This window comes from Pseudofrankia coriaricola (assembly GCF_001854805.1).
Lineage (GTDB): Bacteria > Actinomycetota > Actinomycetes > Frankiales > Frankiaceae > Pseudofrankia.
Genome location: NZ_MBLO01000246.1, coordinates 1 through 13,323, shown reverse-complemented (window position 1 = coordinate 13,323; position 13,323 = coordinate 1). Strand labels below are relative to the sequence as shown.

The window sequence follows — 13,323 nt, the reverse complement described above, 5'->3', positions numbered from 1 at the left end:
GCCGCCGGCGCGTCAACAGCGTTGACTATCTTGTGTGCCTTCGGGCCGACGCCAGGCGCGGCGGCGGTCAGCGGGTGTTCGGGGTGACGAGGCCGGTCTCGTGGGCGACGACGACGGCCTGGACACGGTCGCGCAGCGAGAGCTTGGACAGGATCCGGCTCACATACGTCTTCACCGTCGCCTCCGACAGAGGTACGGGCGCCATTAACGGACGTGTCACTGGCCCCAAACGGGGTGGATCTTCGATGGATTGGCCGTTCCCGACGAGGGTGCTTCACTGACGCGACTGCACGGGGGCCAGGGCTCTGGTGCCCGGTCGTCGCTGACGAGCCGTACTTGAGCATGATGTGCGGCCATGGCGCGGCAGCCGGTGGGCGTGGATGAGCTGGTCCAGTACTGGACGGTGCTCGGTGACGAGCTGGAGCTCGTGGCGGGTAAGCGGGGTGGGACGCGGCTGGGGTTCGGGCTGCTGCTGAAGTACTTCACTCGGCATGGCCGGTTCCCCCGTGGTGGGGCGGAGTTCCCGGACGAGGTGGTCGAGTTCGTGGCCCGACAGCTGGAGGTGCCGGCGGCGGAGTTCGAGTCCTACCAGTGGGTCGGGAGCACGATCGAGTACCACCGTGCCCAGATACGCGGGCATCTGGGGTTTCGGGCGTGCTCGGTGCAGGACGCGGAGAAGTTGACGGCCTGGCTGGCCACCAACGTCGCGCACGCCGAGCGGAACGCGGACCGGGTGCGCGAGGAGCTGCTGAAGCACTGCCGCGAGGAGAGCATCGAGCCCCCGGCGCCGGACCGGATCACGCGGATGGTCCGTTCCGCGTTGCACACCGCGGAGGAGACCTGGTTCGCCACCGTCGCGGCCCGGTTGGTTCCGGAGGTGCGAGAGCGGATCCTCACTCTGGTGGCCGCCGCCGGTGACACGGACGAGGAGGACGCGGACGACGGCGAGTCGGTGCTGGCGCTAATCAAGGCGATGCCAGGGAACGTGAGCCTGGAGTCGATGCTGCGGGAGATCCGCAAGCTGACCGCGATCCGGGCGATCGGGCTGCCGGCGTCGCTGTTCGCCGACGTGGCACCGCAGGTGCTGGCTTCCTGGCGGGCGCGGGCTGCGGTGGAGTCGCCGTCGCACCTGCGCCGGCGGTCGCAGGAGGCTGCGGTGACGCTGCTGTCCGCGCTGCTGGTGGAGCGAGAGCGGGAGGTGACCGACTCGCTGGTGGATCTGCTCATCGCCACAGTGCATCGGACCGGCGCCCGGGCCGAGCAGAAGGTGACCAACGAGCTGATCAACGCCTTCAAGCGGGTGACGGGCAAGGAGAACATCCTGTTCCGGATCGCCGAGGCGTCGCTGGCCCAACCGGACGGTGAGGTCCGCGAGGTCGTCTTCCCGGCCGTGGGCGGAGGCGAGCAGACGCTGAAGGAGCTGGTCCACGAGTACCGGACGAAGGGGCCGGTGTACCGGCACACGGTGCAGACCACGCTGAAGGCGTCCTACACCAGCCACTACCGGAAGGGTCTGATCGAGCTGCTGGAGGTGCTGGAGTTCCGTTCCAACAACTCCGCGTACCGGCCGGTCATCGACGCGCTCGCCCTGGTCCAGAGGTACGCGAAGGCCGGGAACACCACCTACTACCCGCTCGGCGAAACTGCGCCGGAGCATCGGGTCACCACCGGGCAGTGGGCGGAGCTCGTCTACCGCGCAGACAAGCGCGGCCGGCGTCGGATCGTGCGGATGGTCTACGAGGTGGCCACCTTCCAGGCGTTGCGCGAGCAGCTGCGCTGCAAGGAGATCTGGGTGGTCGGCGCGGGCCGCTGGCGCAACCCGGACGAGGACCTGCCCACGGACTTCGAGGCCCGCCGGGTCGAGCACTACAACGAACTGCGCAAGCCGCTGGACCCGGCGGTGTTCATCACCTCCCTGCGTGAGGAGATGACCGAGGCCCTGGCCGGCCTTGATGAGGCCCTGCCGGGCCTGGGCTGGGTGGAGATCAAGGAGCGTAAGGCCGGGGCGATCAGATTCACCGCGCCGGAGGCGTCCGAGGAACCGCGTAACCTGCGGCGGGTCAAGAACGAGGTGGGCCGCCGCTGGAACGCGGTGCCGCTGATCGACATGCTCAAGGAGGCCCTGCTGCGGACCGGCTGCCTGACGGCGGTGACCTCCGTGGTGGGCAGCGGGCACCTGGCGCCCGAGGTGCTGGCTGAACGGCTGATGCTCGCGATCTACGCCTACGGCACCAACGCTGGTATCCGGTCGGTAGCCGGTGGCGAGCACGGCCACACCGAAGAGGAGATCCGCTACGTCCGGCGCCGCTACCTGACCTTGCAGGCTGCCCGGCAGATCGCCATTGAGATCGCCAACGCCACCTTCGCCGAGCGAGAGACGGGGTTGTGGGGCACCGGGTCGACCGCGGTGGCCTCGGACTCCACGCACTTCCGTTCCTGGGACCAGAACCTGTTCACCGAGTGGCACTCGCGCTACGGCGGCCGGGGGATCCTGGTGTACTGGCACGTCGAGCGGGGCTCGGTGGTGGTGCACTCCCAGACGCTGCGGGCCTCGGCCTCGGAGGTCGCGGCGATGGTCGAGGGCGCGATCCGCCATGGCACCACGATGAGCGTCGAAGGCAACTATGTGGACAGCCACGGCCAGTCGGAGATCGGGTTCGGCATCACCCGGTTACTGAACGTCGACCTGCTGCCGCGGATCAAGCAGATCAACCGGGTGCGCCTGTACCGGCCGAACGCTGGCGACCCGGGCGCCTACCCGAACCTGCAAGCCGCCCTGACCCGGCCAATCCGCTGGGACCTGATCGACGCCAACTACGACCAGGTCATCAAGTACGCCACCGCGATCCGCACCGGCACCGCCTCCACCGAGGCGATCCTGTCCCGTTTCACCAGGGCTGCCTCGCACCCCGCCTACCAGGCGATGCTGGAGATCGGCCGCGCTCAGCGCACCGTCTTCCTCGCCCGCTACCTGCGTGACCGGGACCTTCAGCGGGAGATCGAGGAGGGCCTGAACGTGGTGGAGTCCTGGAACGCGGCGAACGCGGTGATCTACTACGGCAAGGGTGGGGAGATCTCCACCAACGGGCGTGAAGAGATCGAGACGGCCGCGCTGTGCCTGCGGATCCTCCAGGCATCGCTGGTGTACGTCAACACGCTGATGCTCCAGGACGTCCTCGTCGAGCCGCAGTGGTCAGGCCTGCTCACCCCCGCCGACCGGCGTGGGCTCACCCCGCTGTTCTGGTCCCACGTGCGCCCCTACGGAGAAGTCCGCCTGGACCTGGGATCACGCCTGGCCATCGGCCCCACGACCTGAACTGCGCGAGGACGTGCAGCCGGGTCAGCGGCGTATCGCCTGGGAGCGGGACCTTGCCCGCCGCAACGTGCTCGTCGACGTCGGAGCGGACGCTGCCGCAGATAATCACCGACTTTCTGCGGAACCCGCCCAGACCCACCGATCATGCACCCGCAGACCGCCCATCAGCACCGACTCAGGCCTAGCATTGTTTTCGTTCCGATGTTCCTCAAACCCCAACCAGTACAACACGCACAGAGCCGGTCAAAGTCTTACTAGACTTCCATATCCATGGCGATTGGGGGGCCGGACAGCGGTCGCCGGCCGTGGCGCGACCGGCTGGTCTGGCGCCGTGCGGTCGCGGCCCTGCTGGCCGGAGTAGCGGGGCTGGCCGTTCTGGGCGCGGTGTTCGTCGTCCTGCCGGGTGTGGTGGTCGACCACGATCTCGCTAGGGCGAGCGTCGCTCCGCAGGACCGGCCGAGCGCGGTGAACGACGTCCGTACGACGCTTCTGCAGGCCGTCGGCGGCATGATCGTGCTTTTCGGCGCATACGCCACCTGGCGGCAACTGCGAGTCAGCCAGGACGGCTTGCGCGCCACCCAGGAGGGCTACGTCACCGACCGGTTCAGCCGGGCCGTCGATCAGCTCGGCAGTGACAAGCTGGAAACCCGCATCGGCGGGCTCCACGCGCTGTGGCGAATCGCGGAGCACTCCGCCCGCGACCGCGAGGCCGTCATCTCCATCCAGGCCGCTTATCTGCGTACGCACCTGCCCTGGCCGCCCACCGGTCCGGAAGCTCCAGCGGCGGAGGTGCCTATCAACGACATCTCGCCGCTGGAGGTCCGTGCCGCCGATGCCCAGGTGGCGCTGACCGGCCTCGGGGTGCTGTGCCAGCGCCGGGAGCAGTCCTGGGTCAACCTCAGCGTCACCGACCTGCGACGGGCCGACTGCGACGGGCTGTGGCTGCCCGAGGTCAACCTCGATCGTTCCTGCATGGAGGCGGCGGGCCTTTACCATGCCAACCTGACGCAAGCGTCCCTCGTCTCGGTCAACCTGCGACACGCCGACCTCAAAACCGCGATCCTGCGCCGGGCCCGCTGCGTTCTGGCCGATTTACGGGGCGCACGACTGGTCGAGACCGACCTGCGCGACGCAGACTTCACCGAGGCTGACCTGCGCGAGGCGAACCTGCGCAAGGCCGACGCCAACGGCGCTGTATTCCGCCACACCGACCTGCGCTTGGCCGACGTGCGTGGCACCGACCTGAGCACGGCCGATCTTCTCCAGGCACGTCTGACCGGCGCGGTGGCCAGCGAGCACACTCGCTGGCCCGCTGGCTTCGACCACTCGGCCGCCGGCGTCGTCGTTACCGAGGACCCCGGCCCCGAACCTCCGCCGCTACTCCAGCCACCAGGGATAACGACACAGCACCCGCCCCTGCAATCCATGCCGTGACCGGGAGATCCGGGTGAAGACCGTTGCGGGCACGAAGACCTGGCCGGCGTTACTTCTCCGGCCGGACGAGACGGTCTGTGACCTGAGCCCCTGATGGCGCATCCAGCGCCGCCCACACAGCCGTCGCCAGTGCCTCGCCCGCCGGGGAAGAAAGCCCGTGGGATCACGCTAGTGACCGCAGCCGGGCAGTGACACAGAATCGAAATTACCTGTCACATACCCTCACCGCGGGGCGCGTGGGCCCAGGTCGGTGCTCACCGCCCCGCGGACGACTCCGTAACGTTATGTGTCACATCAGTTCGGGAGGCCGGCCGCCGTGTCCGTCGTCGCGTTCCCCGGCCCGGCCGCCGAGCCCGTGGCTCTCGCGGCCGCCGTCGACCGTTACCTCGACTCCATCCAGGTGTTGACGACCCGCGCAAACTACGCCGAGACCCTCGCCCGCCTGGTTGCCGTCGCCGCGGCCGACCGGCCCGCCGCCCTGACTCCCGAGGACTACGCCGCCGTGATGCTCCGGTGGAACGGTGCGGCGGGAGCCACCTGGAACCGGCACCTGACCGCGCTCACCTCCTTCACCGCCTGGGCGCAGCGCCAGGAGCTGCTGGCGACCAACCCGGCCCGGCGGTTGGAGCGCCGCAAACCCACCCGCCGCGGGGACCGGGCCATCCCCCGCTCCCGCCTGGAGGCGCTGTTCACCGGCGACCACAACGGGCTGCGTGAACGCGTTCTCTGGAGGCTGCTGTATGAGACCGCCGCCCGCGCCGAGGAGGTCCTCTCGCTGAACATCGAGGACCTCGACACCGAGTTCCGCCGCGCCCGGGTGATCTCCAAAGGCGGCGCGATCGAGTACGTGCACTGGCAGACCGCCACGGCCCGCCTCCTGCCCCGCCTGCTGTCTGGGCGTACCACCGGCCCGGTGTTCCTCGCTGACCGGCGCGCTCCCGCCTCCGGCCGCCGCGCGCCCGCAGCCGCCGACATCGACCCGGCCACCGGCCGCGGCCGGCTGTCCTACCCCCGCGCCGAGCACATGTTCAAAACCGCCTCCGCGCAGATCGACCCGCACAGCCACGGCTGGACGCTCCACCAGCTACGCCACTCCGCACTCCAGCACCTCGCCCAAGCCGGACGCACCGCACCCGAACTGCAAGCCAAGTCGCGCCACCAGCACCTGGCCAGCCTCGGACACTACGTCCGCCTCGGCGAAGAAACCTCCGCCCGCGTCACCGCCGAACACGACCCCACCACCCGCCGCCGCACCCGCTGACGGAACCCCCACCGGATTTGGGGCTGGTGACACGTTCGTTAATGGCACCCGAGGTACAGCGCGGCGGCGATCTCGGTGTTGGACAGGCCACGGGCGATCAGGGTCAGCACCTCACGCTCCCGCGGCGTCAGCGATGCCAGGTCGCGGTGGGGGGCGGCCTGGTTCGTCCGGGCGAACCGCTCGGCCAGACGGCGGGTGATGGCCGGTCGGCTGGCCGTCGGTGGCGGCCGGGGCGTCGGCGAGGATGCGCCGGGTGGCCTCCAGCCCGTCCAGCTCCGGCATCCGGACGTCCATGAGGACGGCGTCCGGGCGCAGCCGGCGGGTCGCGAAGATCGCCTCCAGCCCGGTGCCCGCGTGACCGACGACCTCGACGCCGCCGGCAGCGAGGATCACCTCGACCGGCAAGCGCGCGGGCTCTTGTTACGGTGCGGGCATGAGGCTTCTGGACGGGCGGGCGATGGCGGCCGAGATCGGCCGGGGCGTCGTCGACGAGGTCGCGCACCTCGCCGAGACAGGGGTGACGCCGACGCTGGCGGTGGTGGTGCCCGGCACCGATCCGGCGGCGCTGTCCTACGTCCGGGTCCTCGAGCGCACCGCCGGCCGGGTCGGCGTCGGCTTCCAGCGCCACCAGCTGACCGACGACCCGGCGGAACTGGCCGCGGCACTCGACCGGCTCGCCGCCGACCCGGCCGTGCACGGCGTGATCGCGCAGACGCCGCTGCCGGCCGGGATGATCACGGGCGAGGTGGGTGACCGCATCCCACCGGTCAAGGACGTCGACGGGATGAACCCGGTCAGCCTCGGCCGCCTCGCGCTCGGCCTGCCGGCGTTCGCCCCGGCGACGGCCGCGGCCGTGGTCGAGGTGCTGCGCCGCGGCGAGGTGGCGATGTCCGGCGCGCGGGCCTGCGTGATCGGGCGCGGCGCGGTCGTCGGCAAGCCCGCCGCGCTGCTGCTGCTCGCCGAGAACGCCACCGTGACCGTCTGCCACTCCCGGACGAGCGGGCTGGCCACGGTCGCGCACGAGGCGGACATCGTCGTCGCCGCGGTGGGCCGGCCGGGGCTGGTCGGCGCGGGCTTCGTCCGCCCGGGCGCCGCCGTCGTCGACGTCGGCACGACCGTGACGGACGCGGGCCTCCTCGGCGACGTCGACGCGGACGCGATCGCCGGCGTCGCCGGCGCCCTCACCCCCGTTCCCGGCGGTGTAGGCCCGGTCACGACGATGATCCTGCTTCGCCACACCGTCCAGGCCGCATACCACGCGACCCGCTGATCCCTGCTCCCAGTCCCCCTCACCCGACGATGTCCAAGATCGAATTTGGGCGCCCGGCGCTGTCAACACCGTGGACAACACCGTGAGACCCACCCCCGTCTCGTGACGTCCCGCGCCTTACAGGCGAGTCGATGTCCTCTGGCGTCCGCGCCGCCGCGAATGGGACTTCGGGGGCATCGTGCGGACGTGAACGCCGGCGGCACCTCCTTCACGGAGATCTCCGGAAGCGTCACCGTTCGGTTCGGTTCGGTTCGGCCACGATGGTCGGGACCTGGAGCAGCGGCGCGACCTACGGTGCGCGTCAACGACACCGGCCTCGCCTCGGCCGCATCATCCCAGTACCGTTTCCGCCTCGCCCTGTCCGGCCACTGACCACCGTCCGCGCCAGCGCGGTTTCCCGCTGGCCCGACGGCGCCACGGGCACAGGCGCGGCCGCCCGGCAATGGTCGGGAGCGGCCACGGACAGGTTCCCGACGCCAGGCCCGCTGGCGGGGAGCACGCCCTAATCCGCCCGGGTCGCCTGAGGAGGTACGGGGGGAGCTCCGCCCTGGACCGGCGGCCCGGCCTCGCCCGCCGGCGCGGCGGCGGCGGGCCGCTCGGCGGCGGAGGCGGCGAGATGGACGCGGTTGCGGCCCGCGGCCTTGGCGCGGTACAGGGCGGCGTCGGCGGCCGCGAGGGCGGAGGCGAGGCTGGCCGGCGGCTCGCAGGCCGCCGCGCCGACCGAGACGGTGACGCTCACCGTCCCCCGGTCATCGTCATCGCCGCCGTCGAGACCTGCGGCGGGTGACGGGCCGTCGAGCGGGCAGCGGGTGGCGGCGACCTGACCGCGGATCCGCTCGGCGACCTCGGCCGCGGTGGACAGGTCGACGTCGGTGAGCAGCACGACGAACTCCTCGCCGCCGAACCGGCCGACCAGGTCCCACGGCCGGGTCGCCGCCCGCAGCGCGTCGGCGACGGCGACCAGCACCGTGTCGCCGAACAGATGGCCGTGGCGGTCGTTGACCTGTTTGAAGTGGTCGATGTCGACGAGCAGCACCGACAGCGGCCGGCCGGCGCGCCGGGTCCTGGCGAGCTCGGCCTCGGCGACCTCGCGCCACCAGGTCACGTTGGCGAGCCGGGTCTTCGGGTCGGTGCGGGCGGCGGCGAGCAGCTCGTCGGGCGGAAGGCTGCTGGCGAGCAGCAGCACGGGTGGGACCACGGCGAGCATGAGCAGCGGGTTCGCCGCCCACAGCGCCGCGACCGCCACCCCGGAGCACAGCTCGGCGATCTCCGCACCCTTCGCGGGCCCGCACAGGCCGCGCCAGCGCCCGGTCACGCGCGTCCGGGACCCGGGGACCGGTGCGCGCCACCAGCCCGTCCAGATCGCGTCCGCGGTCCAGGTCTCCCCCGAGGCCTCGTTCCCGGTCGGCGCCACCGCCCCGCCCTGGACGGGGACGCGGCTGGCGCCCGGCTCCCCACCGGCGCCAGTACCGGTGATCGCCTCGGCGTTGGCGTACGCGCGGTGTCCGGGGAGGCTGGCACGCCGGACCGCCGGCCGCGGCGAGCCGAGCAGCAGGCGGCGGACCAGGGCGTAGCCGAGCACGGTGGCGGCGACCGCCGCGAGCCGCCCCGGCGAGCCGGCGAGGCTGTGCGCGGTGTAGGGCTCACCCGTGGGCGCCAGCAGCCCGTGCAGCCAGGACGCCGCCGCCCCGGCCACCCCGAGCGCCGCGGCCCCGTGGATCTGCCGGCCGCCGGCCCGCGCCACTCCCCGCGCCACCACCGCCGGCCGGATGGCCCGTCCCTCCGAGCCGCCGGCGCCCGGCGCGGCGGCGGCGCGGGCCGGCGGCCCCTCGCGGGTCCCCTCGGGCTGCGCGGGGCGCGGCGCCTCGGCGGAGCCCGGCGACACCATGGCACCTGCTGGCGCCGCCCGGTTCGCGGCGCCGTGGGTACCAGGGGCGCAGGGCCGGCCGGTCGCAAGCAGGCAGAAGGGCAGGTGGGTGACCAGGGCGTAGACCGGCGGGAGCAGGAGGACGACCGGCAGGGTCCAGATCTCCAGCAGGTCGTCGCGGGAGCACACGCCAAGGCGGCGCGAGGCCGTCAGTGCCAGTGCCCCGAGCGCGAGCAGCGTCCCGAAGGTGAGGACGTCCGTCAGCCGGAACAGGGGGTCGACCAGCCAGCTCGCGGCGAGTCCCGCCCAGGCGGCTCCCACCGCCGCCGCCCGCCAGCTCGGCCACATCGCCCTCGGGGTGCCCCCTGGCCGCGCAGGCCGCGGTCCGGGTCCGGTCGAGAGGTGACCGGTCGCGAGCCGTGCGGCCGGCGGCCGGCGGCCGGCCGGCGCGACGGCCGCGGCGCGCGGCTCCCGCTGGCCGTCGGCACCGGCAGGCCGCCGGCGCGCCGACTCGCCGACAATCGCCGCGGCCGGCGGGCGCGGACGCTTGCCCGGCGGGCGGGACAGCGGTGGCGCGCCGTCTCCCGTCGCGGGCGGCGCGGGGACCGTTGGCAGCCCGGCCGGCGGCGTGTCGACGACCCAGCCGCCGTCTCCCAGGACGCCAGGGTCCGGGACGGCCGGGCGCCGACGACGCGGCGATCGTGCCATCATGGCCATACCCGCGTTGATGACCACGCCGAGCCGTAAGAACACGGACGCCATCGACCAGGCCCATGCGCGGCGCAGCACCGCGCCCATCCGGTTGCGGCGCCGGTCCAGACCGCCGTTCCCACCGGTGCTGCCCCGTCCGCGGCGCTCGCCGTGGGACGCGGCGGCTTCGGTCACTGTGGCCATGGGGCATCGGCCTTCCTCGTCCAAGGTCCAGGCGGGAATTGCCGGTCTGAGGCCCCCCTGGGGTATAGCTACTCCCTGTGCTCCGCTGAGAACAAAGAGTACGAAGTTCGGGTGCGCATCGGCAACCACTTCACCAATGTCGGTCATCTGTCGCCTTAGGTGACCACCGTTGCTGATCTAGATACACACAGCAACATAGCGACCACCCTGACGCGGCGCTGACCTGCACGAACACCGGCTCCCCCCGCCGCGCGGCGCGCCCCCAGGTCGCCAACCCCGCCCGCGGGAGCACTGTGGCCTCCGGAGCAGAGGTCACATCGCGTCCACACCAAGCCCCTCCGACCGGCCGCGGCACGCCCCGCCATGGCACCTCCGGGCAGAACGGCGCAGGCCCCCGGCCCGGCGGATCAGGGACCGAAATTCCACAGTCGGCCGCCGTCAACGTCGTTGACTATCTTGTGGCGGCCCGCCCACGGGCCCGCCGAGGCCAGCGGGCAGCGGGCAGCGGGCAGCGGGCAGCGGGCAGCGGGCAGCGGGCAGCGGGCAGCGGGCAGGATCATCCCGTGGTACGGGCGACGGCCTCCACCATCGCGGACGTCAGGGTGGCGACGTCAGCGGTGGAGGTGATGAAGGGCGGCATGGCGTAGACGAGACGCCCGAAGGGGCGGACCCAGACACCCAGGTCGACCAGCAGGGGCTGGATGACGGCCATGTCGACCGGCTCACGGGTCTCGATGACGCCGACGGCGCCCAGGGTGCGGACATCCGCGACGCCCGGCAGGCCGGCGGCGGGGGCGAGGCCGGCGGCGAGCTCGGCCTCGATGCGGCGCACCGTCTCGCGCCACGGGGAGGACAGCAGCAGGCCGAGGTTGGCGTTCGCGACCGCCGCCGCCAGCGGGTTGGCCATGAACGTCGGGCCGTGCATGAACGCGCCCGCCGGTGGCGAGCACACCCCTTCGGCGACCTCCTCGGTGCACAGCGTCGCCGCCATCGTCAGGTAGCCGCCGGTCAGCGCCTTGCCGACGCACATGATGTCCGGGCTGATCCCGGCATGGTCGCAGCCGAACAGCTCCCCCGTCCGGCCGAACCCGGAGGCGATCTCGTCGGCGACGAGCAGCACGCCGTGCTCGTCACACAGCTCGCGGACCCGGGCGAGCCAGCCGGGGGCGTAGCCGCGCATCGCGCCCGTGCCCTGCAGCACCGGCTCGAGGATCACGGCGGCCACCTCGTGGGCGTGGGCGGCGAGCAGGGCCGCGAACGGCTCGGCGTCGGCGTTCTCGAACGGCTCAGCGAACCCGCGCGCCGGCGCCGGGGCGAACAGGTGGCGCGACAGCAGGCCGGTGAACAGGTGGTGCATGCCGGTGTCCGGATCGCAGACCGCCATCGCGCCGGAGGTGTCGCCGTGGTAGCCGCGCCGGATCGTCAGCAGCCTGCTCCGCTCCGGCCGGCCGCGCCCCGTCTGGTACTGCAGCGCCATCTTGATCGCGACCTCGACGGAGACCGACCCCGAGTCGCACAGGAACACCCGGCGCAGCGGCTCCGGGGTGATCGCCACCAGGGTCTCGGCGAGTGCCACCGCCGGCTCGTGGGTGAGCCCGCCGAACATGACGTGCGCCATCGTGTCGATCTGGGCGTGCGCGGCGGCGTCGAGCACCGGGTGGCGGTAGCCGTGGATCGCCGCCCACCACGACGACATCCCGTCGACGAGCTCGCGGCCGTCGGTGAGCGTGAGACGAACACCCGAGGCGGAGGCGACCGGGTACAGCGGCCCGCGCGCGCCCGGCCCGACCGCCGCGTAGGGGTGCCACACGACGGCCCGGTCCCGCTCGACCAGCCGCCGCGCCGCGCCCGTCAGGACCACCGAGGCGGCCACCTCGTCCTGGCCGCCCGCCAGCGGCTCGCTCAGCAGCTCCACGCCCCCACTCTGCCTGACTCTCCCGCTGCCCCGGCGCCCGGCCGGGGTCCCTGCCGGGTCGCGAAGCGATCTGGGAGGTCTGGGGCGCCGCGGCCGGCTCACGACGTGGCGGGGCGCCGCGGCGCCCGTCCCAACAGGGCCAGGACAGCCAGGGCCAGCAGGCCGACGACGGCGACGAACACCAGTCCCGCGGTCCGCAGCGTCGTCAGCGTGGCGAGCACGCCGATACCGACAACGGGCACCGAGAGCGCGACGTAGGCGACGACGAAGAACGCCGACGAGGTCCGCGCCCTGGCCTGCGCCGGCGCGGCGGTCAGCAGCGCGCCGAGGCCGGAGGAGAAGCTCAGTCCCTGCCCCACGCCCGCGATCACCCCGCCGAGGGTCAGCATCGCGAGCGAGGCGAACACCAGCGCCAGCGCGACCACCCCCACCCCGACGATCAGCACGACGCAGCCGAGCGGCAGGCCGGCACCGGGCCCGGTCCGGCGGGCGACGAGCTGGCCGGCCGCCGACGACCCGAACACCGCGGCGACCACCAGCCCGGTGACCAGCGGGTTGTGCACGCCCAGCTCCTCGCCGAGGAACGCCGGGCAGACGGCGGTGAACATGCCGAGCACGGCGAATCCGGCGAACCCCGCCAACGCGGCCCGTACGAACGCCGCCCGCACCTGCGCCGGGACCCGCGGCCGGGCGACCAGCCGCCCGCTGGCCCGCGCCGCCGCGCGCGCGGCCGGCGCCACGGTCTCCGGCATCAGCAGCACCCCGAGCACCGCGGGGACGAGCAGCGCGAGGTCGACGACGAACGTCAGCCGCAGCGGGTGCTCGCCGAACCGGGCGACCAGGCCCGCCAGCACCGGCCCGCAGCCAAGGCCGCCCATGTTCGCGACCGTGGCGACGAGAGCGGCGCGGCTGGCCTTCCCCGGCGCGGCGAGGTCGACGATGGCGGCGGTCGCGGTGCCGGTGAGGATCCCCGCGGACAGGCCGGACAGCAGCCGGCCGGCGAGCAGCGCCGGCAGCCCGCCCGCGAGCAGGAACACCACGGCGCTCGCCGCCGAGGCCGCCAGCCCCGGCAGCAGCGCCGACCGCCGCCCGACCCGGTCGGACAGCCGGCCGAACAGCAGCAGCGCCGCGATCACCCCGACGGCGTAGGTGGCGAAGACGACCGTCACCATCAGCTGCGAGAACCCGAACTCGGCCCGGTAGGCGGGGTACAGCGGCGTCGGCAGCGTCGTGCCCGCCATCGTCACCACGAACGCGTAGGCTGCCGCCGCGAGCCCCGCCGCCCGGCCCAGCACCACCCGCCGCCCGCGCGCGCCGGCAGGCGGGCCCGAGGACGACCCAGGCGCAGTGCTCACCCCAGGCGCGG

General features: G+C 73.1%; 9 protein-coding genes and 1 pseudogene. 4 read left to right on the top strand and 6 right to left on the bottom strand.

Annotated elements, in window-relative coordinates:
* Nucleotides 1–67 precede the first annotated feature (67 nt).
* A pseudogene (locus BCD48_RS47695) lies at nt 68–208 on the bottom strand (LuxR C-terminal-related transcriptional regulator); the annotation flags it as partial.
* Nucleotides 209–355: 147 nt separating this feature from the next.
* Between BCD48_RS47695 and BCD48_RS34400 the strand changes: the two are divergent.
* From BCD48_RS34400 to BCD48_RS34390, 3 genes are all read left to right on the top strand, one after another.
* Nucleotides 356–3,316: a Tn3 family transposase gene (locus tag BCD48_RS34400; protein WP_071052566.1), complete on the top strand. Its 2,961-nt coding sequence runs from the start codon at nt 356–358 to the stop codon at nt 3,314–3,316.
* A 270-nt stretch (nt 3,317–3,586) separates the two neighbouring features.
* Nucleotides 3,587–4,750 (top strand): pentapeptide repeat-containing protein, encoded by a 1,164-nt coding sequence (locus BCD48_RS34395; RefSeq protein WP_198543510.1) that lies wholly within the window; start codon nt 3,587–3,589, stop codon nt 4,748–4,750.
* Between the two features lie 316 nt (nt 4,751–5,066).
* Nucleotides 5,067–6,011: a tyrosine-type recombinase/integrase gene (locus BCD48_RS34390; RefSeq protein ID WP_071052620.1), complete on the top strand. Its 945-nt coding sequence runs from the start codon at nt 5,067–5,069 to the stop codon at nt 6,009–6,011.
* Between the two features lie 38 nt (nt 6,012–6,049).
* Here BCD48_RS34390 and BCD48_RS56935 read toward each other — a convergent pair whose 3' ends face one another.
* Both BCD48_RS56935 and BCD48_RS34385 read right to left on the bottom strand, forming a co-directional pair.
* The gene (locus BCD48_RS56935; RefSeq protein WP_241842226.1) at nt 6,050–6,121 is read right to left on the bottom strand and encodes a hypothetical protein; all 72 of its coding nucleotides are present in this window, start codon (nt 6,119–6,121) and stop codon (nt 6,050–6,052) included.
* Nucleotide 6,122: 1 nt separating this feature from the next.
* Nucleotides 6,123–6,416 carry a response regulator gene (locus tag BCD48_RS34385; protein ID WP_071052565.1) on the bottom strand — a complete coding sequence of 98 codons (294 nt, stop codon included), beginning with the start codon at nt 6,414–6,416 and terminating at the stop codon, nt 6,123–6,125.
* A 28-nt stretch (nt 6,417–6,444) separates the two neighbouring features.
* On the opposite strand from BCD48_RS34385, the gene BCD48_RS34380 reads away from it, so the two are divergent.
* Complete coding sequence (locus tag BCD48_RS34380) at nt 6,445–7,281, top strand: bifunctional 5,10-methylenetetrahydrofolate dehydrogenase/5,10-methenyltetrahydrofolate cyclohydrolase (protein ID WP_071052564.1); 837 nt, start codon at nt 6,445–6,447, stop codon at nt 7,279–7,281.
* A 502-nt stretch (nt 7,282–7,783) separates the two neighbouring features.
* Here the strand turns inward: BCD48_RS34380 and BCD48_RS34375 are convergent.
* The 3 genes from BCD48_RS34375 to BCD48_RS34365 all read right to left on the bottom strand — a co-directional run.
* Complete coding sequence (locus BCD48_RS34375; protein WP_071052563.1) at nt 7,784–10,042, bottom strand: GGDEF domain-containing protein; 2,259 nt, start codon at nt 10,040–10,042, stop codon at nt 7,784–7,786.
* A gap of 556 nt (nt 10,043–10,598) precedes the next feature.
* Nucleotides 10,599–11,897, bottom strand: coding sequence for an adenosylmethionine--8-amino-7-oxononanoate transaminase (locus BCD48_RS34370; protein WP_071052619.1), 1,299 nt, complete (start codon nt 11,895–11,897; stop codon nt 10,599–10,601).
* A 158-nt stretch (nt 11,898–12,055) separates the two neighbouring features.
* The coding region (locus BCD48_RS34365) for an MFS transporter (RefSeq protein WP_491677191.1) at nt 12,056–13,323 on the bottom strand (1,268 nt) is incomplete at its 5' end.

Excerpts from the sequence above, each read along its gene's own strand:
- BCD48_RS34395 (WP_198543510.1), top strand. The coding sequence starts at position 3,587 with ATGGCGATTGGGGGGCCGGACAGCGGTCGCCGGCCGTGGCGCGACCGG.
- BCD48_RS34375 (WP_071052563.1), bottom strand. The coding sequence starts at position 10,042 with ATGGCCACAGTGACCGAAGCCGCCGCGTCCCACGGCGAGCGCCGCGGA.
- BCD48_RS34400 (WP_071052566.1), top strand. The coding sequence starts at position 356 with ATGGCGCGGCAGCCGGTGGGCGTGGATGAGCTGGTCCAGTACTGGACG.
- BCD48_RS34380 (WP_071052564.1), top strand. The coding sequence starts at position 6,445 with ATGAGGCTTCTGGACGGGCGGGCGATGGCGGCCGAGATCGGCCGGGGC.